29 protein-coding genes, 1 tRNA gene and 1 pseudogene are annotated in these 26,320 nt (G+C 67.4%); 19 read left to right on the top strand and 12 right to left on the bottom strand.

All coding sequences use genetic code 11. From position 1 onward, the window contains the following. Window positions 1-35: 35 nt before the first annotated feature. Both HWX36_RS17005 and HWX36_RS17000 read left to right on the top strand, forming a co-directional pair. Entirely contained in the window at window positions 36-977 is a 942-nt protein-coding gene (locus HWX36_RS17005; protein ID WP_175953208.1) for an Abi family protein, read from the top strand. Between the two features lie 271 nt (window positions 978-1,248). Further along, a pseudogene (locus tag HWX36_RS17000) lies at window positions 1,249-1,491 on the top strand (hypothetical protein); the annotation flags it as partial. On the opposite strand, the gene HWX36_RS16995 reads toward HWX36_RS17000, so the two are convergent. Both HWX36_RS16995 and HWX36_RS16990 read right to left on the bottom strand, forming a co-directional pair. Then, entirely contained in the window at window positions 1,480-1,710 is a 231-nt protein-coding gene (locus tag HWX36_RS16995; protein WP_175953106.1) for a hypothetical protein, read from the bottom strand. The pseudogene HWX36_RS17000 and the gene HWX36_RS16995 sit on opposite strands and share 12 nt — an antisense overlap. An 8-nt stretch (window positions 1,711-1,718) precedes the next feature. Beyond that, the gene (locus HWX36_RS16990) at window positions 1,719-1,922 is read right to left on the bottom strand and encodes a hypothetical protein (protein ID WP_175953207.1); all 204 of its coding nucleotides are present in this window, start codon (window positions 1,920-1,922) and stop codon (window positions 1,719-1,721) included. A gap of 290 nt (window positions 1,923-2,212) precedes the next feature. On the opposite strand from HWX36_RS16990, the gene HWX36_RS16985 reads away from it, so the two are divergent. The 6 genes from HWX36_RS16985 to HWX36_RS16960 all read left to right on the top strand — a co-directional run bounded on the left by HWX36_RS16985 (window position 2,213) and on the right by HWX36_RS16960 (window position 7,581). Then, on the top strand, window positions 2,213-3,109 hold the full coding sequence (locus HWX36_RS16985; protein WP_175953206.1) for a M24 family metallopeptidase: 897 nt from the start codon (window positions 2,213-2,215) through the stop codon (window positions 3,107-3,109). 52 nt (window positions 3,110-3,161) lie between these two features. Continuing rightward, on the top strand, window positions 3,162-4,949 hold the full coding sequence (locus HWX36_RS16980; protein ID WP_175953205.1) for an SDR family oxidoreductase: 1,788 nt from the start codon (window positions 3,162-3,164) through the stop codon (window positions 4,947-4,949). 30 nt (window positions 4,950-4,979) lie between these two features. After that, window positions 4,980-5,885 (top strand): metal-dependent hydrolase, encoded by a 906-nt coding sequence (locus HWX36_RS16975; protein ID WP_175953204.1) that lies wholly within the window; start codon window positions 4,980-4,982, stop codon window positions 5,883-5,885. A 78-nt stretch (window positions 5,886-5,963) separates the two neighbouring features. Next, window positions 5,964-6,251 carry a hypothetical protein gene (locus tag HWX36_RS16970; protein WP_175953203.1) on the top strand — a complete coding sequence of 96 codons (288 nt, stop codon included), beginning with the start codon at window positions 5,964-5,966 and terminating at the stop codon, window positions 6,249-6,251. A 251-nt stretch (window positions 6,252-6,502) separates the two neighbouring features. Next, complete coding sequence (locus HWX36_RS16965; protein WP_175953202.1) at window positions 6,503-6,880, top strand: DUF2917 domain-containing protein; 378 nt, start codon at window positions 6,503-6,505, stop codon at window positions 6,878-6,880. Window positions 6,881-7,206: 326 nt separating this feature from the next. Beyond that, window positions 7,207-7,581 carry a DUF2917 domain-containing protein gene (locus HWX36_RS16960; protein ID WP_175953201.1) on the top strand — a complete coding sequence of 125 codons (375 nt, stop codon included), beginning with the start codon at window positions 7,207-7,209 and terminating at the stop codon, window positions 7,579-7,581. Window positions 7,582-7,741: 160 nt separating this feature from the next. Here HWX36_RS16960 and HWX36_RS16955 read toward each other — a convergent pair whose 3' ends face one another. Further along, window positions 7,742-8,020, bottom strand: coding sequence for a hypothetical protein (locus tag HWX36_RS16955; RefSeq protein WP_175953200.1), 279 nt, complete (start codon window positions 8,018-8,020; stop codon window positions 7,742-7,744). Between the two features lie 807 nt (window positions 8,021-8,827). Here HWX36_RS16955 and HWX36_RS16950 point away from each other — a divergent pair. Beyond that, entirely contained in the window at window positions 8,828-10,129 is a 1,302-nt protein-coding gene (locus HWX36_RS16950; RefSeq protein WP_175953199.1) for an NCS2 family permease, read from the top strand. Window positions 10,130-10,151: 22 nt separating this feature from the next. After that, window positions 10,152-10,436 (top strand): hypothetical protein, encoded by a 285-nt coding sequence (locus HWX36_RS16945; protein ID WP_175953198.1) that lies wholly within the window; start codon window positions 10,152-10,154, stop codon window positions 10,434-10,436. Between the two features lie 194 nt (window positions 10,437-10,630). Here HWX36_RS16945 and HWX36_RS16940 read toward each other — a convergent pair whose 3' ends face one another. Both HWX36_RS16940 and HWX36_RS37185 read right to left on the bottom strand, forming a co-directional pair. Further along, window positions 10,631-10,918, bottom strand: a complete 288-nt coding sequence (locus HWX36_RS16940) for a DUF1488 domain-containing protein (protein WP_011354308.1) — start codon at window positions 10,916-10,918, stop codon at window positions 10,631-10,633. A 240-nt stretch (window positions 10,919-11,158) separates the two neighbouring features. Beyond that, window positions 11,159-11,434, bottom strand: a complete 276-nt coding sequence (locus HWX36_RS37185; protein WP_264165889.1) for a DUF2964 domain-containing protein — start codon at window positions 11,432-11,434, stop codon at window positions 11,159-11,161. Window positions 11,435-11,868: 434 nt separating this feature from the next. On the opposite strand from HWX36_RS37185, the gene HWX36_RS16930 reads away from it, so the two are divergent. The 7 genes from HWX36_RS16930 (at window position 11,869) to HWX36_RS16900 (ending at window position 16,818) form a co-directional block, all read left to right on the top strand. Further along, the gene (locus HWX36_RS16930; protein WP_175953197.1) at window positions 11,869-13,773 is read left to right on the top strand and encodes a sigma-54-dependent Fis family transcriptional regulator; all 1,905 of its coding nucleotides are present in this window, start codon (window positions 11,869-11,871) and stop codon (window positions 13,771-13,773) included. Window positions 13,774-13,861: 88 nt separating this feature from the next. Continuing rightward, entirely contained in the window at window positions 13,862-14,164 is a 303-nt protein-coding gene (locus HWX36_RS16925; RefSeq protein ID WP_175953196.1) for a 2Fe-2S iron-sulfur cluster-binding protein, read from the top strand. A gap of 52 nt (window positions 14,165-14,216) precedes the next feature. Further along, window positions 14,217-14,711: an SRPBCC family protein gene (locus tag HWX36_RS16920; protein ID WP_175953195.1), complete on the top strand. Its 495-nt coding sequence runs from the start codon at window positions 14,217-14,219 to the stop codon at window positions 14,709-14,711. Window positions 14,712-14,803: 92 nt separating this feature from the next. Next, complete coding sequence (locus HWX36_RS16915; protein WP_175953194.1) at window positions 14,804-15,181, top strand: DUF2946 domain-containing protein; 378 nt, start codon at window positions 14,804-14,806, stop codon at window positions 15,179-15,181. A gap of 257 nt (window positions 15,182-15,438) precedes the next feature. Further along, window positions 15,439-15,885 carry a copper chaperone PCu(A)C gene (locus tag HWX36_RS16910; protein WP_175953193.1) on the top strand — a complete coding sequence of 149 codons (447 nt, stop codon included), beginning with the start codon at window positions 15,439-15,441 and terminating at the stop codon, window positions 15,883-15,885. 31 nt (window positions 15,886-15,916) lie between these two features. Next, on the top strand, window positions 15,917-16,090 hold the full coding sequence (locus HWX36_RS16905; RefSeq protein WP_175953192.1) for a hypothetical protein: 174 nt from the start codon (window positions 15,917-15,919) through the stop codon (window positions 16,088-16,090). 98 nt (window positions 16,091-16,188) lie between these two features. Next, window positions 16,189-16,818, top strand: coding sequence for a LysE family translocator (locus tag HWX36_RS16900; RefSeq protein ID WP_175953191.1), 630 nt, complete (start codon window positions 16,189-16,191; stop codon window positions 16,816-16,818). 51 nt (window positions 16,819-16,869) lie between these two features. Here HWX36_RS16900 and HWX36_RS16895 read toward each other — a convergent pair whose 3' ends face one another. Then, entirely contained in the window at window positions 16,870-18,195 is a 1,326-nt protein-coding gene (locus tag HWX36_RS16895) for a protein kinase (protein WP_175953190.1), read from the bottom strand. A 146-nt stretch (window positions 18,196-18,341) separates the two neighbouring features. Here HWX36_RS16895 and HWX36_RS16890 point away from each other — a divergent pair. Next, a tRNA-Leu gene (locus HWX36_RS16890) sits at window positions 18,342-18,426 on the top strand. 169 nt (window positions 18,427-18,595) lie between these two features. Here HWX36_RS16890 and HWX36_RS16885 read toward each other — a convergent pair. Continuing rightward, window positions 18,596-19,468, bottom strand: a complete 873-nt coding sequence (locus tag HWX36_RS16885; RefSeq protein ID WP_175953189.1) for a LysR family transcriptional regulator — start codon at window positions 19,466-19,468, stop codon at window positions 18,596-18,598. Between the two features lie 139 nt (window positions 19,469-19,607). Between HWX36_RS16885 and HWX36_RS16880 the strand changes: the two genes are divergently transcribed. Next, window positions 19,608-20,849: an MFS transporter gene (locus tag HWX36_RS16880; protein ID WP_175953188.1), complete on the top strand. Its 1,242-nt coding sequence runs from the start codon at window positions 19,608-19,610 to the stop codon at window positions 20,847-20,849. A 30-nt stretch (window positions 20,850-20,879) separates the two neighbouring features. Here HWX36_RS16880 and HWX36_RS37640 read toward each other — a convergent pair whose 3' ends face one another. Genes HWX36_RS37640 through HWX36_RS16860 form a run of 5 tightly spaced genes read right to left on the bottom strand, consistent with a single transcriptional unit; the run spans window position 20,880 to window position 26,279 of the window. Then, entirely contained in the window at window positions 20,880-21,011 is a 132-nt protein-coding gene (locus HWX36_RS37640; RefSeq protein ID WP_279613389.1) for a hypothetical protein, read from the bottom strand. Next, entirely contained in the window at window positions 21,008-22,255 is a 1,248-nt protein-coding gene (locus HWX36_RS16875) for a RhtX/FptX family siderophore transporter (RefSeq protein WP_175953187.1), read from the bottom strand. The genes HWX36_RS37640 and HWX36_RS16875 overlap by 4 nt, the downstream gene beginning before the upstream one ends. A gap of 22 nt (window positions 22,256-22,277) precedes the next feature. After that, the gene (locus HWX36_RS16870) at window positions 22,278-23,789 is read right to left on the bottom strand and encodes a PepSY-associated TM helix domain-containing protein (protein WP_175953186.1); all 1,512 of its coding nucleotides are present in this window, start codon (window positions 23,787-23,789) and stop codon (window positions 22,278-22,280) included. 1 nt (window position 23,790) lies between these two features. Further along, window positions 23,791-24,054, bottom strand: a complete 264-nt coding sequence (locus HWX36_RS16865; protein WP_175953185.1) for a hypothetical protein — start codon at window positions 24,052-24,054, stop codon at window positions 23,791-23,793. Continuing rightward, window positions 24,054-26,279 carry a TonB-dependent siderophore receptor gene (locus HWX36_RS16860; RefSeq protein ID WP_175953184.1) on the bottom strand — a complete coding sequence of 742 codons (2,226 nt, stop codon included), beginning with the start codon at window positions 26,277-26,279 and terminating at the stop codon, window positions 24,054-24,056. The genes HWX36_RS16865 and HWX36_RS16860 overlap by 1 nt, the downstream gene beginning before the upstream one ends. Between the last annotated feature and the right edge of the window lie 41 nt (window positions 26,280-26,320).

Genomic DNA, 26,320 nt, shown 5'->3' with positions numbered 1-26,320 from the left:
AACGAGATCCGCATGCATCGTAGTACGGATCAACGATGGGCAAGACTCAAGCAAGGAAGACTGCATCGGCGGCGCCGACCCGAGCCTACGGAAAGGTGGCCCTCAGCGCCGAGGAAACACTGCATCGACTATGGCAACGCGGCCTGCGTATCGACGATCGTCCGGCGAATTTGCGCATGCTCCGGTCAATCGGCCATTTCCGGTTGCTGGTTTACATGCGCCGGTTTCAGAACCCCATGACCAAACAGTTCTGGCCCAGAACCCGCTTCTCCGACATCGCCGAACTCTATGCATTCGATCGACGCCTCCGTTCGATCACGCTGGACGCGGTCGAGCGCATCGAGGTTGCCTTGCGCGCCGCGCTCAGCAATCCCCTCGCCATCGACTACGGCAGCCACTGGTATATCGAAAGGGACCGGTTCGTCGACCTGCGCCAGTATGCGCGCATACTGGATCAGATCGCCAGGGAATGCGAAACCCGGAAAGGATCGGCGCTGACGCACTACTATCGCACCTACGCCAAGCCGGACTTGCCGCCGATCTGGCTCGTATGCGAGCGATTGAGCCTGGGCGCGCTGTCCCGGATCTTCAGCGCGCTCTCGATGCGCGACCGCAAGATCGCCGGGCGTCACATATGGCCTGGCATCCCGGATACGGTGCTCACGAGTTGGCTGCAATCGCTCACCGACCTGCGCAATGCCTGTGCGCATCACGCGCGGCTTTGGGAAATGAAGCTGACGGTATCGCCTCCCGCGAAGCCGGCCGCAAAGACCCTCGTCCGATATGCCCCGGAAATGACCCGGCCGGAAACGTTCTATGCGCGCGCGACGATGATGAAGGCGCTGCTCGATCCACTCGGCTACGGAGGTGAATGGCGAGAAGCGCTGCGAGCCGCGTTGACGGGTTGCGATCACGTGGAGCCGTCCAGACATCTTGGCTTTACGAGCGATTGGCATGCCACGCCGGCATGGCGGTGAACGCAGACACGGTCGCAGCGGAACGCATGGCACCACACCGCTTCCGGCACGATTCATTTTTTGACATCCCGTCCATACTTCGCTAGCATCGACGATGAAAACGCTGGAGACGCCTCTCGACGAAGCGCAACACTCCAGACGGCAAAAGGACGCGCAAGCGTCCTTTTTTATTGCCGAGCCTCCTTCCTTTCCAGCCCATCCCCGGATTCAGCGGCCCGCCGCCCCGCTGTCGACCGCACACACACCCACGCCGATCCCTGCCGCTCATCCGGAAGGCGAACTGCAGGCGTCCGAGAAGCTGCTGCAGGCCGCACAACGGCTCGCGCAGCAGCCGCAGGCGATGCAGTTGCGCTACCTGCAGACGCTGACGACGATCGCGGCGGACAAGAATTCGACGATCGTGTTTCCGCTGCCGATCGATCTGTTGGGGGCGTTGCTGGATCGATTGGGTGGAAGCGGGAGGGGTGAATGCCCGGCGCCTTGCATACGTCGATCCGCCCCCTTAAGTCGCTGACGCCAGGATGGCGTCAATCAGTTCGGCACCGCCTTCGATGTCCTCGTTACCCAAGAATCGGGAAATCTCCATGTGTCCGTCATCGAACACGTCGATCTCGATCCGCTGCCCCACGACTGTTACGGAAACGAGAATGGAGTCGGGTCGATGGCGACTCAGTGCGTAAGCCACACGGGCGCCGTCCAGCTTCGTCAGCAAACCAAAAATCGGGTGAGTCATACTGGATCCTATTTCTTGAATCGGTTGTCGTTGAGCAGTTCAAGTGCTTTGCGCGCGTCCTTGACCCCATTGCGCGCATCACTCTGAATATCGTCCAGCGTCACGCCCTCGACGGATGCATCGTAGAGACGGACCGTCCACAACGCGGACAATTGCGACTCGCCCGCCACGCGCGTATTGGCGATGGGACTCAGGAAACAGCGCGGCAGCACGGATTCGGGCCGTTCTGACCGCTTTTTGGCGGTTCGCCAAAACTATCAACAAACGTCATCAGCACATCGCTTGTGCGCACCAAGCTAGCCACGATCACCCCCATCTAGAGCCTCCCCTCCATTTCCCCCTTCCATTAGGACAAATCCTCACCCCCGGGGGCTGGCGCCCGTCCCGGAACCGTCTATGATTATTACATTGATCAATGGCACATTAAATGCTGACTGAAATGACGCGCGGCGACTGACGCCGGCGGTGCATTCCGGATCAGCGCCCCACACGGAGACGCATCATGGCCGACCATCCGCTGCCGGAAGTCCACCTCGACGAGCTGCCGCAATTCCGCGCGGTCCAGCAGCTTGCGTACCGCTGCGTCGAAACGGTCGGCGCGATGCTCTACCCCGGCATCACCGAAAAGGAAGCCGCGCGCCTGCTGACCGAATGGCTGCAGGACAACGGCGTGCACGACTGGCTGCACAAGCCGTTCGCGTGGTTCGGCGACCGCACCGCATTCGAGGGCTTCTCGGGCCTCAGGCACATGGGCGGCTTCAATCTCGCGTTTTTCCCGAGCAACCGGCAACTCGAGACCGACATGCCGGTGATCCTCGACGTCGCGCCGGTGCTCGACGGCATCGTCGCCGACGTCGGCTACGCGCACTGCCTTGGCCGCAACCCGATCCTCGAACAGTTGCAGGACGACCTGATGGACCACCGCGACATGATCGTGCGGCTCGTGAAGGAGCGCCGGTCGATGGCCGAGGTCGCGCAGGAGGTCGATGCGCTGTGCCGCCGCCAGGGTGTCGAGCCGCGCCACAAGGCCTATCCGTTCAAGGTGCTCGCGCATCGCGTCGCGAAGATCCACAAGCTGTCGAAGCCGCGCTTCGTCGCGCGCTTCGGGCTGAACGCGACGCGCAACCTGCTGCTCGACCAGGGCCGTGCGGCGAAACAGCAAGGCTGGTCGCCGCTGTGGTCGATCGACCGCCGCTCCGAGCATGCGCCCGTGCCGGGCCTGTGGGCGGTCGAGCCGCACCTCGGCTTCGCCGGCGTCGGCGCGAAATTCGAGGAGCTGCTCGTGATCACCGACGACGACGCTTACTGGCTCGACGAAGACCTGCCGCACGTGCGCCGCCGGCAGCGCCGCCAGGCCGAGCGTACGCAGGCCGTCGCGACCGTGCCGGCCGCCGCCTGACGCCCGGCGCGAACGCGCCCTTCCTCCCGAATCCCTGAACGACGGACTCACGATGCAGCCTCTTTCCGACGAAGCGCCGCTGGCCCTGTTCGAATCGGTCCATGGCGAAACGGCGGTCGCCTCCGGCGACCTGACGCTCGCGGTCAGGACCTGGGGCGACCCGGCCCGCTCGCCGGTCGTGCTCGTGCACGGCTACCCCGACGACAGCAGCGTCTGGCAGCACGTCGCGCCGCTGCTCGCGCGCAAGCACTACGTGATCGCGTACGACGTGCGCGGTGCGGGCCTGTCCGGCGTGCCGACGCGGACGGCCGACTACCACCTCGCGAAGCTGACCGACGACTTCGTCGCGGTGATCGACGCGCTCTGCCCCGGCCGCGCCGTGCACCTGATCGCGCACGACTGGGGCTCGATCCAGGGCTGGGAGTTCGTCACCGATTCGCGCCTGGCCGGCCGGATCGCGTCGTACACGTCGTGCTCGGGGCCGTGCCTCGATCACGTCGGCTTCTGGCTGCGCGAACGCGTGCTGCGCCCGACACCGGCATCGCTCGCCAAGCTCGGCGGCCAGCTCGTGCGCTCGTGGTACGTGTATCTATTCCACCTGCCGTTCATCCCCGAGCTCGGCTGGCGGCTGTGGCTCGGCCGCGCGTGGCCGCGCCTGCTGCGCCGGCTCGAGAAAACACCTGCCGCGCCGCGCCCGACGCAGGCCGACGACGGCGCGCGCGGCGTACGCCTCTATCGCGCGAACTTCATCCGCTGCCTGTTCACGCCGCGCGAACGCTACGCGCATGCGCCGGTGCAGACGATCGTGCCGCTCGGCGACAAATACGTGAGCCCCGCGCTGTCCGAGAACCTGTCGCGCTGGGTGCCGCAGTACTACCGCCGCGAGATCGCGGCCGGCCACTGGCTGCCGCTCGCCGATCCGGCACGCTTCGCGGATCTCGCCGGGCAACTGATCGACGCGGTCGAATCGGGCAACGAACCGCCCGCGCTCGCGAAGGCACGCCGCCGCGCAACGAGCGGCCGCTTCAGCGGCAAGGTCGCGGTGGTGACGGGCGCGGGCAGCGGCATCGGCCGCTGCGCGGCGCTCGCGTTCGCCCGCGAAGGTGCGACGATCGTTGCGTGCGACGTCGATCTCGCGAGCGCCGAACGCACCGCGCTGCTGATCGGGTTGACCGGCGCGCAAGCGCACGCGAAGCGCGTCGATGTCGGGTCCGCCGACGAAATGGAAGCGCTGGCGACGTGGGTCGGCAGCGAACTCGGCGGCGCGGACGTCGTGATCAACAACGCGGGCATCGGCATGGCCGGCGGCATCCTCGACACGAGCACGCGCCACTGGGAACGCATCCTGCACGTGAACCTGTGGGGCGTGATCCACGGCTCGCGTCTGTTCGCGCGGCAGATGGCCGCGCGCGGCGCCGGCGGCCACATCGTCAACACCGCATCGGCCGCCGCGTTCGGTCCGTCGCGCGACCTGCCCGCATATGCGACGACGAAAGCCGCGGTGCTGATGCTCAGCGAATGCATGCGCGCGGAACTGGCGGCGCAAGGCATCGGCGTGACGGCCGTGTGCCCCGGCTTCGCGGAGACCGGCATCATGGCGTCGACGCAATACGCGGGCGCCAATGCCCAGGACGAAGCGCGACTGCGCAAGCGCGCGACGAAGCTGTACCAGATGCGCGGCCTGAAACCCGAAACCGTTGCGCAGGCAATGGTCGACGGCGTGCTGCGCAACCGTCCCGTCGTCGCGGTCGGCGGCGAGGCGCACGCGATGCGCTTCGTCGGCCGCTTCATGCCGTGGCTCGGCCGGATGATCGCCCGCGTCAGCATGGCATCGCATTGACGGCGCACGACGCCGCACAGGGAGACACAGATGACCGATACCGCCGACTATCACCAGATCAAGGCCCGGCACGTGAAGTTCGACTTCAGCGACACGCCGATCACCTGGGTGCCGAACGACCCGGGCAGCACGCACATCATCAACACGCTGAACCTGCTGTTCCCGGAAGGCGAGCTGTGGTTCTGCCGCGTGTACAACAAGGCATTGCCGCTGATCACCGATGCGCGCCTGCGTGACGAGGCCGAAGGCTTCCTGCGGCAGGAAGCCGTGCATTCGCGTTCGCACGGCGGCGTGCTCAAGCACTACTACGACCGGCACGGGATCGACACGAAGCCGTTCACGCAGAAGCTCAACCGCCTCTTCACGCGCGTGCTCGGCGAACAGCCGCTCGGGCTGAAGATCGGCCACACGCGTTTCTGGCTGCGCCAGCAGCTCGCGGTGATCGCGTCGCTCGAGCATTTCTTCGGCTATCTCGGCAACTGGGTGCTCAACGCGCACGGGCTCGACGAAGGAAAGGCCGACCCGACGATGGTCGACTTGCTGCGCTGGCACGGTGCGGAGGAAGTCGAGCACCGCACGGTCGCGTTCGACATCTACCGGCACATGGGCGGCACCTATCCGGAGCGCTGCGTGCACATGGCGTTCGTGATCCTGCTGCTGCTCTACTACATCACGACGGGCGCGAAGTTCATGTACCGGCGCGATCCGGCCGCCGGCCGCTACCCGGGTTTCGTGCTCGCGTGGCGGCACGGCTCCCGGCGCGGGCACCTGCCGTCGTTCTGGAAGGTGATCGGCGCGGCGCTGCGCTATTTCAAGCCGAGCTATACGCCGCACCACGAAGGCTCGACCGAACAGGCGCTCGCCTACCTCGCCCGCTCGCCGGCCGCGCAGGCGGCCGCGCACGGCGGCAACTGGGGCGCGACGAAGGGCGCCTGAACGGGTTTCCTGCCGGTTCGGCGGGCGGCGCCCGCCGAAATGCGTACAATCGCGGCTTCATTTCCCGGAGGTGCCGCGATGGCCATGAAGAAAACCGATCTCGAAAAGAACAAGGCGCTCAAGCTGACGCACGCGATGAAGCAGTCGAACACCGCGCGTTTCGGCAAGGGTGCCGAAGAAGCGGTCAAGCTCGACCGCCGCGCGCAGCGCAAGCTCGACCAGGAACAGGGCCTCGTGCCGTTCGCCTGCAAGCTCAACGCCGAACTCGTCGAACAGCTCAAGGCCCGCGCGGCCACGCACCCGGAAGGGATGACGGGCCTGCTGTCCGAGCTGCTCGTGAACGGGCTCGCGCAACGCGACGCGTGACCGCCACGTATCTCGAAATTTCCGTTGACATTGCTGCGCTGCCACGACACACTCGTTCGCATGCCTACGCTCAAGCCCGCCGCCATCGCGCATAAAAACCGAGTGAACGCCCACCCGCGGCGATCACCGGAGGCGCTTGTGCGTTAGCATCGAGATTCAGTTGTGCATGTCACAAGGCCTCGCCGGAAACGGATGAGGCCTTTTTGTTTGGGTACGCGTCATCCCGCCCGGCTCAACGGATGGAGATGACGATGGACCAAGCAAGCCGGCTGGTTGTCTGCCCCGATCGGTGCCGCACCGATGCGATCGCACTGCCGCGGGTCGTGATGCAATTCACGGTCGCGCCGCGCAAGACGCTGACATGGTGCGCGCAAAGCGATGCCGAGATCCGCGTGCACGACGCGACGCTGTGGGTCACGCGGCTCGGCAGCGTCGACGATTACTGGATCCGAACCGGCGACGTGCTGCGCGTGCGGCGCGGCGATCGCATCTGGATGAGCACCGACGACGACCGTCCGGCCGAAGCATCGATCACGACCGCGTACGCAATGCGACGCGGCGCGTGGCTGGCGCATGCGCTCGCGCGAATGCGCAGCTTGCTGCGCCAGCGATGTCGAAGTCTTGCATGACGAAAGCGCTGCTGCGCACTCGCTACGGAGATGCAGCAGCGTCACGCGATGCGCGGCGCGCACGTCGATGCATCGCGCTCTACTATCTCGAAAATTATCGTTGACAACGTCGTTCCACCCAGACAAACTCGTTCGCATGCCTACGTATACGCTCATCGCCGTCGCGATTCACTTCTCGATGAACATTCGAAAGAATGGTTCACGGGAGGCGCGTGTGCGTTAGCAATCGAGCAGTACCGCATGTCACACCAGGCCTCACCGGAAACGGATGAGGCCTTTTTGTTCTGGTGCGCGTCATCCGTCCGGCTCACTGAATGGAGAAAACGATGGACCAGGCAAGCCCGCTGTTTGACCGTCCCGATCGGCGCCGCGCCGGCGCGATCGCGTTACCGACTGTCGTGATCCGTTTCGCGGTCGCGCCACGTACGACGCTGACGTGGCGCGCGCCGCAGGACGCGGAGCTCCGCGCGCATGGCGCGGCGCTGTGGGTCACGCGCCCGCCGTGCGTCGACGACTATTGGGTGCAGCCCGGCGACGTGCTGCGCATCGCACGCGGCGAGCGCATCTGGCTCGGCACCGATGCCGGCCGGTCGGCGGAAGCGACGCTCACGACGGCATACGTGCGTCGCGGCGAGCGCTTCAGGCGCACGCTCGCGCAAGTGCAACGTTTGCTCTTCGGGGCAGGGAGAACGAGCGGATGAGTGACGCGCCGTCAGGCACGCGAGGCGCGGAACGGCCGCGACCGGAAACGGACGCACCCGCGGCGTAACGCGCCGCAGGTGCGCATCGAATGACGCGGCACGCCGGTGCGTGCCGCGCGCGATCGCGCGCCGTGCGCAGCGACGGGATGCAGCAGGTGCATCAGGTGCTGGCGGCGAGACGCGGGCCCGTGCCTCGGGGAGTGGAATCGAAGTCGGGACGTTGCGCTGCCTGCGAGGTCACCCACGGATCGATGCCCTGCTTCTGCACCTCCTCGAGGAATGACACCCGTGTACGCCAGTAATCCGCTTGTAATTTCGCATCGATGACGCGCTGTTCGGCAGCGAACAATTCCATGCGCGCCGTCACGAGCATCGACGCAGCGGTTTTTTCCGGCGTCGGGGCGTGTCGCATCGCCCACCGGCTGATCCAGTTCAACATGCTGACCTCCGTGATTACGGACGAACCCGCATCGGGCAATCGCAAGCGGCCGTGCCTGCCCGAACACGCAACGGCCTTGACCGCACCTCACCGCCCGGCCTGCACGGACTGCGACTCCCCCGCGTCGGCAATTACCGACCGGCGTGTGCATGTGCGGTGTATCTATCCTAGAAAGACTTGCCGGTTTATGCGATGGGGTCTTGCAATCTTTTACACAGAAACCACAGTCGCCCCCGCATCACGAAATGACAGTTGCGGGCGGGACGGCTTCGGCGCAGGATAGCCCGATATCTGCAACCGCCTGGACTGACGAATGGCCGCCGCACGCCGCGGCCGGGCATTCGTACCGGCCGAGCACGTGCGTTCCCGCGCACGCGCCGCCCGCCCCGCCCCGCGTGCGTGCGTGCGTGCATTAGGCAGGCTCTCCGTTTCAACCGGATGTCATCCCGCACCCGCCCCCTCCCGCGCGATACGCCGCGCGTGTCGTCGTGCATGCCGTTGCGCGCGCATCGGCCGGCGTCGTTCGCGCATCCCCCTCCCGCTTCAGCCATTTCTTCCGGCTCGTTCCGCCCGAACCGGTAAAATGCGCGCCTTCGTCGCGCGGCCGGGCTGCCTGACCGTTCGCGCGCAGGCAGCCGATCGATCTTTCGATCGTGCCCTCCAACTATATCGTCCGAGCTATCCGCGCTATTACAATCCGCCGATAGCCGGGCAATAGTGGCTGGTTACAGTAAGCCCGCCGCGCATTGCCTTTACAACAATTCGGCACAACAAGCAACACGACAACCCGACCGGAGAAACGCCTTCATGGAATCCATCAAGCGGTATTTCGGCTTCGCTGAAGCCGGCACCGACTTCCGCACCGAAATACTCGCGGGCGTCACCACGTTCCTGACGATGGCCTACATCATCTTCGTCAACCCCGCGATCCTCGGCGATGCCGGCATGCCGAAGGAATCCGTGTTCGTCGCGACCTGCCTCGTCGCGGCGCTGGCGTCGCTCATCATGGGGCTGTACGCGAACTACCCGATCGCGTGTGCGCCCGGTATGGGCCTGAACGCGTATTTCGCGTATACGGTCGTCAAGGGGATGGGCTTCACGTGGCAGGCCGCGCTCGGCGCGGTGTTCATCTCCGGCTGCCTGTTCCTGCTCGTCACGCTGTTCCGCGTGCGCGAGGCGATCGTCAACGGCATTCCGAAATCGCTGCGGATCTCGATTACCGCGGGCATCGGCCTGTTCCTCGGCATCATCTCGCTGAAGACCTCGGGCGTGATCGTCGGCAACCCGGCCACGCTCGTCACGCTGGGCGACCTGCACAAGCACGACACGATCCTCGCGATCATCGGCTTCTTCACGATCGTCACGCTCGACCACCTGCGCGTGCGCGGCGCAATCCTGATCGGCATCATCGGCGTCACGATCCTGTCGTTCTTCTTCGGCGACAACCAGTTCCACGGCGTGTTCTCGGCGCCGCCGTCGATCGACGCGACGCTGTTCAAGCTCGACATCCGCGCCGCCCTGTCGACCGGCATCATCAACGTGATCCTCGTGTTCTTCCTCGTCGAGCTGTTCGACGCGACGGGCACGCTGATGGGTGTCGCGAACCGCGCGGGCCTGCTCGTCGAAGGCAAGATGAACCGCCTGAACAAGGCGCTGCTCGCCGACAGCACGGCGATCGTCGCGGGCTCGGTGCTCGGCACGTCGTCGACCACCGCGTATATCGAAAGCGCATCGGGCGTGCAGGCCGGCGGCCGCACGGGCGTGACGGCGATCACCGTCGCGGTGCTGTTCCTCGCGTGCCTGTTCATCGCGCCGCTCGCCGGCGTCGTACCGGCCTATGCAACGGCACCGGCGCTGCTGTACGTGTCGTGCCTGATGCTGCGCGAGATGGTCGAGGTGCCGTGGGACGATGCGACGGAAGCCGTGCCGGCCGCGCTGACCGCGCTGCTGATGCCGTTCACGTACTCGATCGCGAACGGTGTCGCGTTCGGCTTCATTGCTTACGGCGGCCTCAAGCTGCTGACGGGCCAGGCCCGCTCGGTCAAGCCGATCGTGTGGATCATCGCGGCCGTGTTCCTGTTCCGCTTCTTCTATCTCGGCAGCGAGTGACGGCGGCGCTTCGGCGCGATGCATGATGAAAAAACGCCACCTTCGGGTGGCGTTTTTGTTGTGCGTGCCGTGCCGCCTGATCCGCGCGGACTACGGTATCGCGACGCGACCCGGCGCCACGACGATGTCGACTTCACCTGGCGCGCCCCGACCGATCGCGTCGTCATCCGATCAAGCCGCCCCGTCGGCCATCGACATGCCGGCTGCGAGCAACCATGCGCCTGCCGGCAGACGGCGCGCCCTTCCCCCATCCCGAACGATTCTCCACGTGCGGCACCGTCTTTTTATTGCGTCGGAATTCGAATGATTTTCTCTGCGATCCTGACGAATCGAGATGCCGGTTCGTGTCGGCACACCAGCAGCCGGCCCGGTGCAGTCACAATCCGGTGCGGCCCGCATACGAAAATGCCGCCCGGCCCCGCCGAACGGCATCGCGTGAGGGGCAACGCCTTCGCGTGCGCAACGCTCGGCGATGCGCGCCGCAAGACGAGCGTCGTGTCATCAGCGCCAGTTGGCCTCGTAGAAACGGACGTAGCCGCTGCGCAGCGTCACGCACTGCGCGCGCGTCTCCGACAGCAGGCGCCGTGCGGCCGCCTCGATACGGTCGCGATGCTGGTCGAATGCGCCGACCATGTCCTCGAAGCGCGGCGATGCCGCGCCGAAGTGATCTTCCAGCGCCTCGGCGGTGATCTGGCATTGGACACGCTCGCCATTGACCAACGCCGTGAACGCAAGCATCAGGTCACGCCCCGAATACTCGGGTTTCTCGTTCGTGAAATGGATCTGCATGGGAGCCGCCTCGACCGGTAGAAAACGAATGACCGCGTCCGTCGTCCGCTACCGGCCGGACGAAGTGTACGCGGGCTCGCCGGCGGAGGCACGGCCCGCGGGGATAGGCGCGGACAATGCATGCCGGTTGCTTTCCACTTTAGACGGTTTCGCGCAGGAGACAAATTTTACGGCGTGCGTCGTTCCGACGCGCATTTCATCTGATCAGCGCGGCATCCGGCACCGTTTCGGAAACCGGCGTCAGTGAGGATCGGTCGGCCAGACGTTGAGCGCGATCGCAGCCGTCGCGGCGCCCACCGCAATCGCGGCCGCCCCGTATCGCACCGCATCGGTCAAATCGAACAGCAGCCCGTGGATCGCCACGGCGATGCCGCCCAGCATGATGAAAGTGGCGATGGCCGCCAGCACGACCCTCAGTTCCGTCCGAACCATGATGCGTCTCCCGAACGGATGCATGTCGCGTCGCATGCATGTTGCAATGCGGAACACGGCGCGTGCGTGCTCCATTTCCATCATTGCAGGCGGGCATTTAAAAGCAAGGGGATTTTGTTCGCGGTCGCGCGGCGTACGTGACGCTTGTATGATGATGCGTACCCGGATGGTTGCCGTTCGCACATCGATGGTGCGCCGCACGTGGCGACGGGAATCTGGGGGTGTTTCGGCGCGTGTGCGTGCGCCGGGAGACGGTCAATTTCGAGAAGCATGGGCCCGGGTAAACGCTGAAAGCGCCAACCAGGACCGACCGCGAAGCATGGAGCATCAGTAAGAGCTGAAACGCCAACTGCTGCCGACCGCGAAGCATGGGCATCAGCAAGCGCTGAAGCGCTAACTGCTGCCGACCGCGAAGCATGGGGCATCAGCAAGCGCTGAAGCGCTAACTGCTGCCGACCGCGAAGCATGGGGCAGCAGTAAGCGCTGAAGCGCTAACTGCTGCCGACAGGAGACAAGTCATGCCGCAACACTTCGTGCTGCCCGCCACCGCGGGTCGCAACGACCTGCTCGCGCAGGCGCATGCGCGTTCGACCGCGGTCGGCCTGCGCGCGCACGAACGCCCGGATTTCTCGCCACTGTCGCACATCGCGCTGCGCGAACTGCTCGACACGAACCACACGCTGTTCTCGCACGCCCGCCCGGTGATGGAGAACCTCCACGCGCAAATCGCCGACACGCAAAGCCTCGTGCTGCTGACAGACGCCGACGGCGTGATCCTGCACAGCATCGGCGACGCGGACTTCATCGAGAAAGCCAACCGCGTCGCGCTGTGTACCGGCGTCTCGTGGGCGGAAGGCGCGCGCGGCACCAACGCGATCGGCACCGCGCTCGCATCGGGCCAGGCCGTCGCGGTGCACGGCTCCGAACACTTCCTGCGCGCCAACCACATCCTCACCTGCTCGTGCGCGCCGATCTTCGACCCGTTCGGCCGCACGCTCGGCACGCTCGACGTCAGCGGCGATCCGCGCGGCTCGAGCCCGCATACGCTCGCGCTCGTGCGGATGTCCGCGCAACTGATCGAGAACCACCTGTTCGCGAACCAGTGCTCGGAAGCCTTGCGGCTGCGCTTCCATGCGCACGAGGAATGCGTCGATTCGCTGTTCGCCGGGCTCGTCGCATTCGGCCCCGACGGCGGGCTGATCGCCGCGAACCGCAGCGCGCAATTCCAGCTCGGCGCATCGTTCGACGCACTGCAGCACCAGGCCAGCGACGCGCTGTTCGGCCTGCGCTTCGGCCAGCTCGCGCAGCAGGCGGCACGCGCGCCCGGTGCGATGTTCCGCCTCACGCTGTCGACCGGCGTACGCGTGCTGGCGCGCTGCGAATTCGCGGAAGCACACAAGACCACCGTCGCCGTCACGCCGCCCGCGCCCGCCGCGCGCGTGCGCACGCCGGACCCCGACGCGATCACGTTCGCGACGCTCGACACCGGCGACGCGCGCATGGCCGCCGTGCTCGAGCGTGTCGCGAAGATCCGCGGGCGCGACCTGCCGCTGCTGATCCTCGGCCAGACCGGCACCGGCAAGGAATGGCTCGCCCGCGCGCTGCACCAGGCATCGCCGCGCGCGGACGGCCCGTTCGTCGCGGTCAACTGCGCAGCGCTGCCCGATTCGCTGATCGAGGCCGAGCTGTTCGGCTACGAAGACGGCGCGTTCACCGGCGCGCGCAAGCGCGGCAGCCCCGGCAAGATCGTGCAGGCCGACGGCGGCACGCTGTTTCTCGACGAAATCGGCGACATGCCGCTCGCGCAGCAGGTCCGGCTGATGCGCGTGCTGCAGGAACGCGCGGTGATGCCGCTCGGCGGTGCGCGCGCGGTGCCGGTCGACGTGCGCGTGGTCTGCGCGACCCATCGCGACCTGCGCGCGATGATCGCGGAAGGCACGTTCCGCGAAGACCTGTTCTACCGGATCAACGGGCTCGCGATCACGCTGCCGGCGCTTGCCGCACGCACCGACCTGCCCGCGCTCGTCGAGCGGATTCTCGCGCGGCTCGCGCGCAGCGAACCGATGCCGCGCCGCATCGCGGCCGACGTGCTCGACGCGTTCGCGCGCCATCGCTGGCCCGGCAACCTGCGCCAGATGACCAACGTGCTGCGCACGGCCGGCATGCTCGCCGAAGACGAAGCGGAAATCACGCTGGCCCATTTGCCCGACGATTTCTGGCTCGACTGCGACGACGCACCGGCTGCGCCGGCCGCCACATTGCCGGCCGCATCGGCCGGCACGCGCGAAGGAACGACGCTGCAAAGCCATCAGGCCGCGGTGATCGATGCCGTGCTCGCGCGGCATGGCGGCAACGTGTCGGCGGCCGCGCGCGAACTCGGTCTCGCCCGCAATACCGTGTACCGGCACCTGCGCCGGCATTGACGCCAGCGGGCGGCCGGCGCCGGCCGCCCGCACGTTCGGGTATGCTTGGCGCGTTGTCGCCGAACCGCCGCCCGCCTCTGCCTCCGCCATGACCGATCCGGAACACCTCCCCCTCGTGCGCATCGAGCCGCTCGGCGCGACCTTCGACGCGCCCGATTCGCTCACGCTGCTCGAAGCCGCCGCGTTCGCGCACGTGTCGCTGCCGCGTTCGTGCCGCAACGGCACGTGCCGAAGCTGCCTTTGCCGGATCGTCAGCGGCAGCGTACGCTACACGATCGAATGGCCGGGGCTGAGCCGCGAGGAAAAGGCCGGCGGCTATACGCTGCCGTGCGTGGCCGTCGCGACGTCGGACCTCGTGCTCGACGTGCCCGACGCGGTCATGCTCGACTAGGGCCGGCTCACGCGTGCCGCCCAGCGAAAGTTGATCCTGTGTGGAGAACATCATGACCCAGCAAACCGATCGCATCGAAAAACAGGCCGTGCTCAACGCATCGCCCGACCGCGTGTGGGAAGCCGTCAGCAATTCCGGTGAATTCGGCCAATGGTTCGGCGTCACGTTCGACGGGCCGTTCGCGGCCGGCCAGCCGCTATTCGGCCGCATTACGCCGACACGCGTCGACGACGACGTCGCCAAGGCACAAGAGCCCTATGCAGGCACGGTGTTCGAGATCGTCGTCGACCGCCTCGAGCCGAAGCAAGTGTTTTCGTTTCGCTGGCACCCGTTCGCGATCGACCCGAATTATGACTACACCTCCGAGCCGATGACGCTCGTCACGTTCGCACTCGCCGCACAGGCCGGCGGCACGCTGCTCACGGTCACCGAAACGGGCTTCGACCAGTTGATCGAAACGCGCCGCGCGAAGGCGCGCGAGATGAACGATCAGGGCTGGGCCGCACAGATGGCGCTGATCACGAAATACCTGGCGAAGCACGCATAGCGCGCCGCCACGTCGCACGTCCGCGCCGACATGCGAATCGGCGTGCGTGGCATAATCCGCTCCATCGTCGTCCAACCGCCGCCGCGCATCGCATGCTGAGTCGTCGCCTCCGGAAGATCGGCAGTCTGATCGGGATGCTCGCCATCCTGATGTCGGCGCTCGCGCCGACGATCTCGCAGGCACTGACGACGCAGCAGCGCGTCGATACGCTGCTGGCCGGCTACTGCACGGCCGCGCCGGCCACCGGCCAGCGCGCCGCCGATTCGTCGCAGAAGAGCCTGCAGGCCCACCTCCAGGCATGCGGCTATTGCAGCCTCCTGGCTCACACACCTGCACTGCCCGCGCCCGAACTGACGTTCGAGGCCAGCGTGCACGTCATTCAGCACCGCGAAGCGACCCGCTTCGAAAGCCTGCGCCGCGCGCTGCCGCTCACGGCCGCGCAGCCGCGCGCCCCTCCGATCGCGTCCTGATTCGTCGTCAACGCCCGTGATGCCGTCGCGCATCGCGTGGTTCGCGCACGCCCCCGGCGTGCGCGACGTGTCACGTTTCGAAGGACGATCATGTCTCACCATATTGCGCGCGGCGTCGCGCCGTGCGCGCGGCTGGCTGCCTCCGGTTCGCACTGTCGCGCCGGCATTTGCTCGCAGGCGAATGTCCGGTCGCGCACGTTCGCGCCGGCCGCGTCGCCCCCCTTACCCTCTGCATCCATCCATAAGGATAACCAACCATGAAACGCTCGATTCCGACCGGCCTGCTGTTCGCGCTGCTGGCACTGCAAGCTCCCGCCACGTTCGCCGCGCCGGCCGTACAGGCAGAAAACTGCTGGATCCGCGCGATGCCGGCAACCGTGCCGTCGTCCGGCTACTTCACGCTGAAGAACGACGGCGACGCGCCCGTCACGCTGACGGGCCTCGACACGCCCGCATACGGGATGGCCATGCTGCACGAAACGCAGACGAACGGCAGCACCGCGAAGATGGTTCACGTCGACGCGGTCGAAGTGCCCGCGCACGGCACGGTGACCTTCAAGCCGAAGAGCTATCACGTGATGCTGGAACAACCGCGCGAAGCCGTCGCGCCCGGCGCGAAGGTGCCGTTCCGGCTGCATTTCGCGGACGGCTCGACGGTGTCCGTGACCTGCGACGCCAAGGCGCCGAACTACTCCGGCCAGTAACGCCACCCACCCTCGATCGAAGGAGATGCACATGAAACATCGCCTGCCGCTGGCCGACCTGATCGTCCGCTACCGGACGCCGCTGAACGTCGCCGTGATGATCGTCTGCGGGATCTGGGCAGGGTGGATCGCATGGATGACGCGGCCCGCCGCGATCGATACGCCGCCGTCGACCCCCGCGTACTGCATGCGCGACGCAAGCTGACGCGCACGACCGCACGGTTCCGGCGCGAGCCTGCGTCAATTTTTGGCGTGACATCATCGCGTCATCCCGACCGCCGGAACCGCCTCCTGGAGCGTCGCATGTCCATTCAGACCTGGATGCTGTTTGCCGCAGCCTATCTCGCCACGACGCTGTCGCCGGGGCCCAACGTACTGCTCGTCATCCGCAACACGGTGCGCTACGGCTCGCGCGGCACGGCCGCGACGATCGCGGGCAACCTCGCGGCGCAAGGCGTGGTCGTGGTACTCGTCGCGCTCGGCGTCGGCGCGGTGCTGGCCGCGATGCCGCCGCTGTTCGTCGCGATGAAAGTGGTCGGCGCCGCGTACCTGGTGTTCGTCGGTGTCCGGCAGCTGCGCGGCGACCGCAAGGCCGCCGCTTCGCCCGGAGCGGCGGAGATCGCCGTGCCCGACCGCGGGAAACTGTTCCGCGAAGCGCTGTTCGTATCGGGCAGCAATCCGAAGACGATGATCTTCCTGTCGGCGTTCATGCCGCAGTTCATCGTGCACGACCGCCCGCTCGCGCTGCAGTTCGTCGTGATGTACGCGACGATCGCGGGCACCGTCGTGGTCGTTCACGGCGTCTATTCGGCCGGCGTGCGCCGCTTCCATCGCGGCTTCGGCATGAGCCGCGCGGTGCGTGCGCTCAAGCGCGCCAGCGGGCTGCTGTTCGTCGGGCTCGGGATCAAGCTGCTGACCGCGCGGCAGGTTTAACACGCGTACGCACGTCAGTCGACGGACCGCCCGGCAGGCAGCTCATCCCCCTCAGACCTTCCACGCGGCCAGCGCGTCCACGATCTCGTCGAACGACGGCCGGGTGTCGATCTCCTCGCTCACGCAAGCCGCCGCGAGCGCTTCCAGCTCACGCACCCCGGCCCGCGTGCGCGGTGCGCAATGTGCGAACAATTCGCCGAGCAGATGGCCGTACGCGCGAACTTCCAGCCGTTCGAGCCGGGCGCCATGCCGTACGTCGCTCGTGTCGTAGAACGATGCCGCACCGAAGTCGCCCAGCAGCGTACCGCCCTCGCCGTCGTGCAGGATGTTGTGCGCATACAGGTCGCCATGCATGATGCCGCGCGCATGCAGATGGCGTGCGGCCGATGCGATGCCGTGCGCGATCCGCACGGCCTCTTCCGGCTCGAATCGCGCGTCGGCCGCATACACGTCGCGCGTGCAGGTTGCAAAGCTCGGCGGCCCGGCAAGGTTCGCGAGCGCCGGATCGACCAGTTCCATCACGAGCCCGTGCGTACCGTCCGGATGACCGCGCACCTTGCCGATCACCGGGATCACGTTCGGGTGGCGGCCGGCATGCAGGCACGCGGCCATTTCACAGTCGGGCAGCCCGTCGCTCGTCACCGCGCCCTTGAACAGCTTGACCGCGACCGCTCGCGACGCATGATCGTCCGCGCGCCATTGCGCGCGGTAAATGACGCCCGACGCGCCTTCGCCCAGCTTCTGTTCGCATGAGAGCGACGCCCAGTCGACGTCCGCGACCTCCGGCCCGGCCGACGCCGCGGCTTCCGGCGCGGCGCTGAACGGATTGCCGGAGTATGCGAGCCACGCGAGGCGCGGCAGGCGCGGCAACCAGTCGGGCAGTTGGTCCAGCCGGTTCGCCGACAGGCGCACCAGTTCGAGCGCACGGCACGCGGCCATTTCGGCAGGCAGCGTGCGCAGCCGGTTGCCCGCGAGCATCAGCTTCTGCAATCGCGAGCAGTCGCCGATCCCGGCGGGTAGCGCGTCGATCTCGTTGTCGGTCAGGATCAGCCAGCGCAGCGCACGCGGCAGCGATCCGCGCGGCACCGTGCGGATCCGGTTCGCCTTGAAGCCGATCATGTCGAGTTGAGCGCACGCGCCGAGCACGTCGGGGAAGGTGGTGAAGCGGTTGCCGGACGCGAACAGGATGCGCAGGCGATGCAGCCGCGGCAAGTCGTCCGGCAGCGCGGCGAGTGCGTTACCGGACAGGTCGAGCACTTCGAGCGTGTCGGCCAGATCGAAAATCTCGCGCGGAAACTCGGTCAGCCCGCACGCGAGCTTGAGTTGCCGGGCGCCCGACAGTTGTCCGGCCTGCAGTTGTTCGAGGGTGGTAGTCACGGGGAGAAAGCGGATGGCAGTAGCGATGGTCGTCGGACCGATCGTCCGAATTCTACCGGGATCGCTTTCGCGCACACCGAAACCCTGTCATACCCCCTTCACAAACGCGCAATGTGGCGCTAGAATTGCGCCCCTTGCAGTGCAGTGCCGACGTGGTGAAATTGGTAGACACGCTATCTTGAGGGGGTAGTGGCGAAAGCTGTGCGAGTTCGAGTCTCGCCGTCGGCACCAGATGCGGTTTCTCCGCGTTTCCAGCATTTTCAAAAACCCGCGACAGCGCATGGCCTCGCGGGTTTTTTGTTTTTATCGCGTTCGACGACACGATGCCGATGCAAGCCCGGCGCGCACCGGGAGATTCAAGCGCGGGCCGGATCCGCCGCAAGCATCTCTGCGCCCCCCGCTAGGCCAGCAACAGAAAATTGCGAACGACCGCCGACGGCTCGTCGCATCGCGACGCAATGGCCAGCCTTGCACGAAGCGCATTACCGGCGAACGGCCGATAGACGACGCCGGCAACCTGCACCTGCGTAATCGCCTTCGGCACGACAGACACGCCGAGCCCGGCAGCGACCAGCGTCACCGCGGACGCGATTTGCGGTGCGGGTTGCGCCATCCGCGGCTCGAATCCGGCGGCGTTGCATGCGGCGACGATGTCGTCGAACAGCGCGCTGCCGGCTTCCCGCGGCACCTGCACGAACGACTCGTCGGCCAGCTCGGCCAGATCGATGCGCCGACGCCGCGCCAGCCGGTGCGCCACGGGCAGCGCGACGAACATCGGTTCCTCGTCCCAGTCCGACACCCGCAACGTCGCGGCGGCACGGCGTTCCGGCCGCACGATCGCGACGTCGAGATGCCCGGCGTCCAGCGCCTCCAGCAGGACGCGCGACGTCGCCTCCTGCAACGTCAGCTCGGCCTCCGGAAACGCCTCCCTGAAGCGGCGGATCAGATCCGACACTTTCGAATTGAACGCCGCCGTCCCGGTGAAGCCCACCCGCAGATGCCCGGTTTCCCCGCGTGCGGCCCGCCTTGCCGCCCGCGCCGCCCGCTCGGCATCGTCGAGCACGCGGCGCGCCTCTTGCGCGAAGACCTCGCCCGCCAGCGTCAGCTCGGCACCGCGCGCGGTCCGCTTGAACAGTTCCACGCCGAGTTCGCTCTCGAGCGCCTTGATCTGCTGGCTCAATGGCGGCTGCCCGATGCCGAGCGTTTCGGCAGCCTTGGTGAAATTCGACGTGGCCGCCACGGCCAGAAAGTATCGGAGATGTCGGAGTTCCATTCGCCAGGTGACCTCACGGTGAGCCGGACCGGCTCTTCAGCCAGTGGTAAAACATATTGCTACGGTTTCTTTCATATATTGGACATATACATGACGGTGCGCAAGAATTCAGGCATTCCGTCGCACATCGAGTGCACCCATGTCCTCCGCTTCGATTTCCCGATCCACGCCCGGCCCGCGCAACGCCGCGTCCGATGCGCTGCCTGCAGGCGTGTCCCCGCGCTCGGCCGCGTACAAGCGCATCGCGCTGGCGCTGTTCCTTGCCGGTTTTTCCACCTTCTCGCTGCTGTACTGCGTCCAGCCGCTGCTTCCCGCGTTCGCACGGGAGTTCCGGCTGGGCGCGGCATCGAGTTCGCTCTCGCTGTCGCTGTCGACCGGGATGCTGGCGGTCTCCATCCTGTGCGCCGGCGCACTGTCCGAACGCGTCGGACGACGCGGGCTGATGTTCGCGTCGATGACGCTGGCCGCGCTGTTCAATGTGCTCGCCGCGCTGTCGCCCAACTGGAACCTGCTGCTGGTCTGGCGTGCGCTCGAAGGTTTCGCGCTGGGCGGCGTCCCGGCGGTCGCGATGGCCTATCTCGCGGAAGAAATCGCGGCCGAGGGGCTCGGTTTCTCGATGGGTCTCTATGTCGGCGGAACCGCGTTCGGCGGCATGATCGGTCGGATCGGCATGAGCGCGCTGGAAGAACATTTCTCGTGGCGGACGGCGATGCTGACGATCGGCGTCATCGATCTCGTCGCGGCCGTTGCCTTCGTGATGCTGCTGCCGCAATCGCGGCGCTTCGTGAAGCGCACCGATCTGACGCTGCGTCATCATCTTCGGCTGTGGAACGCGCAACTGCATCATGCCCGGCTCCCGTTCGTGTTCACGATCGGCTTCCTGGTGATGGGCGCGTTCGTGACGATCTACAACTACGCGGGGTTCCGGCTCACGGCGGCCCCTTTCAACCTGAGCTCGACCGAGTGCGGCCTGATCTTCGGCGCCTACCTGTTCGGGATGGTGTCGTCATCGAGCGCCGGCGCGCTCGCCGACCGTCTCGGGCGCGCACCGGTGCTTGTCGGCGGCATTCTCGTATTCGCGGCGGGCCTCGCGCTGACGCTGTCGCACTCGCTCGCTGCGATCGTCGTCGGCATCGTGCTCGTCACGATCGGCTTCTTCGTCGCCCATGCGGTGGCGAGCGGCTGGGTCGGCTACCTCGCGGGATCCGCGAAGGGGCACGCTGCCTCGCTGTACCTGCTCGCGTACTATCTCGGATCGAGCGTGCTCGGCTCGGTCGGCGGGTCGTTCTGGCAGCACGGCGCGTGGGCAAGCGTCGCCGCGTATGTCGCGGTGTTGCTCGTCCTCGGACTGATGGCTGCGCGGCGATTGGCCCGCGCGTAACGGACACGGCGGGCACCCCGCGTTTTCCAGTCAATCGCCGCTGGATTCGAGCACGTTCCGCGTGAGCACGACCGACGGAATCGCCGGCTTGAGCATCGTGCGGCGCGTCTGCGCATCCGCCCTTCTCCGGCCGAGCGCGAGCGAATGCATGACGACGATCACGACGCCAGCACATCCTCCCCCTTCACCGCATACGCCGCCTCCCGCCGCCGCAACCGCAGCGCGATCAGCGCGGCCAGCACCGCCAGCGCCACACCGGCCAGAAACCCGCCCGTATAACCGACCTTCGCGGTGAGCGACAGGATCGTCGACGACGCGATCAGTTCGCCGAGATCGCGCGTGCTCTGCACGGCCGTCACGTCGGTGCCGGCCTGGTCGCTGCCGCCCGCGAAGCGCATGCCGGCCGTCATGATCGACACCGACGTGATGCCGGTCGCCAGCGAACCGAGTACCGTGCACAGCCATGCCCACGACGGCGACACCGGCAGCCACCCGCTCGCCTGAGCGAACCACAGCAGCGCGGCCGCGCCCGCACAGCTCACGCCGGCCGTAAACGCACGCCACAACCCGAGCCTCCGGACGAGCCACGCGCCGCCGCCGCAACCGAGCACGACCGTCACGACGCCGCCGGCCATCCCGAGCCTCCCGATCGCGTCGAGCGACCAGCCCGCGTCGTTGAGAAACAGCTTCGACAGGCCGAAGCCCGATACGGCCGTCATCGCCGACAGTAGCGCAAGCGACAGCAGCGACCACGAACGCGGCCGCTTCGCGAAGCGCACGAGGCTTGCGTTGTGTTCGGCGTGTACGCGTGCGCGATCCGCATCGCGCGGCAGCACCCACAGTACGCACGCAAGGCTCGCGAGCGGCACGGCGGCCAGCGCGAGAAACGCGGCGCGCTGCCCGAACAGGCCGATCAGCGTCAACGTGCCGGCGCCGCCGCCGAAGAAGCCGATCATCACGCCCGCGATCTGGATCGCGTTGATCTTCGCGAGCGTGTCGCCGCGGAAGTGCTCGGCGGCCATCCCGTCGTTCGCGATGTCCTGCGTCGCGCTCGCGAGCGACGCGACGGCCAGCAGGCCGACCGCCCATCCGGCCGTCGCGACCGTCATGCCGAGCTGCGCGAGGCTGCCGAGGCACAGCACGACGAGCGTCTGCATCGGCAGCATCCAGCTGCGCCGCCGGCCGATGCGCGGCGACCAGCGGTTGTCGACGACGGGCGCCCACAGGAATTTCACGACCCACGGCAAGCCGACGAGCGGCAGGAACGCCAGTGCGTGAAGCGGTGCGCCGTCGTGGCGCAGCAAGGTCGGCATCGCATCCATCGCAATGCCGATCGGGATTCCCTGTGACAGGTAAAGCAGCGTGATCGTGATGACCAGGCGGCGATGTTCGAGCAGATCGCGCATCGGAGTCTCCAGTTGCATGACATTAAAAAGGTTCGACGCTGGCCGGCACGCGCGCGGCACGTATCGCGTCGCGGCGCGGACGACGCGCGGCACGCAACAGCAATGCGCCGAATGCGACGAGCGCCGCGTCGATCGGCCAGTACACGGGTTCGCCCGCGCCGAGCAGCGCGATCGCGCAGTGCGTCACGCCGGCCAGCCCGTACGCGGCGCCGGCCGCGCGCATCAGCCTGCGCAGCCATGCCGCGCGATCGTCCACACCGGCCGCAAGCGCGACCGCGCCGCCCCACACGGCCCAGAACAGCATCGCGAGCGCATGGTCGACGTGCACGCCGTCGGGTAGCGCGCGCCCCGCGAACAGCAGCACGCCGCCCGCGAGCACGAGCCCGCCGCATGTGCCGACGGCGATCGCGGCCAGCACGTTCGCGGCGCGATCCTGCTGCGCCCGCCGCCGCTCGATCCACAGATGCAGCCCCGTCGCGCACAGCGCGCACGCGGCGAGCCCCATCAGGAAATGCACGACGCGCAGCACGCCGCCCATCGCCCCCACCCAGCCGTATTGCGCGAAATGCAGCGGCTGCACCGCGATGAACGTACGCAGCCAGAAGCCGCGGCCGCGCGACGTGGCATCCGCGAGCCATTGCCCGTCCGCCGCGCGATACAGGTGACGCTCGAACACCGCCGTACTCGGCAGGCCGGCGGTCGTACCGGCAATCTCGACGCGCGCGTTCGCATCGCCCCAGCCATGCAGCACGACCGCTTCGGGTCGGAAATCCGCGATGCGCGCCGCGTCGCGCCGCAGCAGCGCATCGAGATCGGGCGGGCGTTGCCACGCGTCGCCGGCCGCGGCAGGCGGCGGCCCGCCGAGCAGTTCGGCGAACGCGCGCTGCGGCTGCCCCGGATAGGCGACGCCCGCGAGCGACACCGTGCCGAGCGCGCCGAGCCCCGACAACGCACCCGTGAACGCGAACAACACGAGCCACGGGGAGCCCCACAGGCCGATCCACGCGTGCAGGTCGAACAGCGCGGCGCGCAGCCCTTTATCGCGCCGGATACGCGCCGCGTCGGGCCAGCGCCGGTGATGCACGACCAGGCCCGCAACGATGAGCACGAGCAGCACGATGCCCCACAGGCTCACGAAGATGCGCCCGGGAAAGCCCGCGAACAGCGTCTTGTGCAGCGTGACGAGCAACGCCGCGCGTGCGCCGTCGGCCACCCGCTCGCCCGTCGCCGGGTCGAGCGCCAGCGTGCACGCCTGGCGCGCGTCGCAGAAGCGGATCGCCGGATCGTCCGGTTGCGGCAGCACGATGCGCGCATCGCGCAACGAAACGCCGAGCGCCGCGGCACGCGCGACAAGCGCATCGAGCGGCAGCAAGGGCCGCGCGACGGCGATCGACGCTGGCCGCCACCAGCCCTGCATCGAATCGGTCGCGAGACTCCAGGTACCGCTGAACAGCACGACGAACAACACCACGCCGAACAGCGCACCGGCGCCGCGGTGCAGCGCGCGCCAGCGCGAACGCGACGAAGCGTCCATGTCAGCGCCCTCCCCAGAGCATCGCGCAGGGCACGAGCACCGCGAGCCATGCCCCCGCGCGCCACGCAGCCTGCCGCCGCCCGGGCGCGACGAGCACCCACAGCAGCGCGGCGACGCCCGCGGCGAGCGACAGCAGCACGGCCGCGTAGAGCCGGTTCAATCCGTCGGCCGGGTAATGACGGGCCAGCGTGACCGCCAGCGCGACCGAGCCCGGCAGCACGCCGCCGATCGCGAGCGCCGCCCGCGTACCCCAGCCGCCCGCCATCAGAACTGCCCGCGCACGGTCAGCATCACGTTGCGCGGTTCCCCGTAGCGGTTGTTCCAGCCCGGGTTGCTCAGGCTCAGGTAGTACTTGCGGTCGAACAGGTTGTTGACGTTGACCGCCGCGCTCCAGCGCTTGTCGTAGCGGTAGCCGAGCCGCACGCTCGCGAGCGCGTAGCCGCCCTGGCTCATCGTGACGCCGTTCGCCTGCGCCGAGTAATTGCTCTGCACCTGCAGGCCGCCGCCGATGCTCCAGCGCCGCTCCTGCCACGGCAGGTCGTAGTTGGTCCACAGCCGGAACAGGTGGCGCGGGTTCAGCAGCGGCGCGAACGACGAGCCCGCGTTCGCGAGGTTGTCCGCATAGCGCATCGTGTCGTACGTGTAGCTCGCCCACACGCTCCACCACGGCGTGATGCGGCCGTTCGCCTCGAACTCGAAGCCCTGGCTGCGCACGCTGCCGCCGTTCACGTAGTAGCAGTTCGGCCCCGCGCACGGATGCGCGAGATCGACCTGCGGGTTGTTGTCGAGATCGATGCGGAACGCCGCGAGCGACACGTTGAGCTTGCCGCCCGCCAGTTCGCCCTTCACGCCCGTCTCGTAGGTGCGCCCCTTCACCGGCGTCAGGATGCCGCCGCCCCACATCGACTTGGTTTGCGGCTGAAACACTTCCGCATAGCTTGCGTACCACGACCAGTCGCGCGCGAAATCCCAGATCAGCCCGCCGTACGGCGTGAACTGGTGGCCGGTGTTGTAGTGCGCGCCGAGGCTGTCCTGGTTCCACCAGCTCACGCGGCCGCCGAGCACGAGCGTGACGGGTTCCGCGAGCTTGATGCGGCCGAGCCCGTACACGCCCTTCTGCGAAATGTCGTTCTGCTGCGACTGCTGGTACGGGCCAACGTCCGGCTCGGGCACGCTGCTCGGGTTCCAGCGGTACACGTTCACCGGCGTGCCGGCCACGTTGCCCAGGAGTTGCGCCGACATCTGCCCGCTGCTGCTGTTCGCGTAGGTCACGCCGAACAACAGGTCGTGCGTGAGCCCGAACGCGTGCACCGGGCCCTGCACGTTCGCATCGAGGCTGCGGCTGTAGCTGCTGAACTGGTACGCGCCGCCCGTCAGCGCGCCGCCCGCGCCGGTCGCCGGGTCGATCGCGCCGTACGAGCCCGCGTATTTCAGGTCCGAGCGCACGCTCTGGTATTCGCCGCTGACCTTCGCCTTCCAGCCGGCGCCGAGCTTCTGCTCGACCGATGCGAACGCGCGCGTCGTGTCCCAGTCGAAGTGGCCCCACGCGGTGTCGAGGAACGTCGAGCGCGGCAGGCCGAGGCTCGACCCGTCGCGCGCCATCGGCACGCCGGACATGTCGGGCACCGACCGGGTCGTCTGGTATTGCGCGCCGAACGTGAGCAGCGTGTCGCGCGTCACGTCGACTTCCGTGATGCCGTAGATCGACCGCGTGTCCTGCTTGGCGTGGTCGTAGAAGAAATGGCGATCCTCGTAGGCGGCGACGAGCCGGCTGCGCACGGTGCCGGCCGCATTGAGCGGCCCGCCGATGTCGGCTTCCGCGCGATAGCGGTCCCAGCTGCCGACGCTCACGCTCGCGTTCGCGGAGAACTGGTACTGCGGCCGCTTGCGCACGAGGTTGACCGTCGCGGCCGGGTTGCCCGAGCCGTGCAGCAGGCCGTTCGCGCCGCGCAGGATTTCCACGCGCTCGTACACGGAGATGTCCTGCGGCGCGCTCGCCATGTCGCCGATCACCACCGGCACGCCGTCGAATTCGAACGAATCGACCTTGAAGCCGCGCACGAAATACGCGGTGGTGAGCAGCACGTAAGGCTGCACCGTCACGCCCGCCGACTGCTGCATCACTTCGTCGAGCGAGTACAGGTTCTGCTGGTCGATCCGCTCACGCGTCGTCACGCTGACCGACTGTGGAATCTCCCTCAGCGCAAGCGGCATCTTGCCGACCGTCGCGACCGACGGATCGTCGGCCACGCCGCGCGACGCGGACACCGAAATCGCCTTCAGTTCGCCCGCGGCGGGCTTCACGGCGGTCGTTTCCTCCTTCCGGACTTCCGCGTCGGCCGCCGGCGCCGCATCCGCGAACGCCGCCGCCGGATGCGCGGCGATCAGCAGGCCCAGATACAGCGACTGGCGCCAGCACCCTCGCCGCAAACGGGCGACGCGCGCGCCCTTCGTCCTTGATCTCCCAGGTTCCAGCACCTCGTACCGCATTCACGCCCCCGCATTTGATAATCATTCTCATTATCAAATAG

The organism is Burkholderia sp. BCC0405 (assembly GCF_902833075.1).
Classification (GTDB): domain Bacteria; phylum Pseudomonadota; class Gammaproteobacteria; order Burkholderiales; family Burkholderiaceae; genus Burkholderia.
Note: the sequence above shows the minus strand (reverse complement) of the source record. Positions and strands in the feature narration are given on the sequence as shown.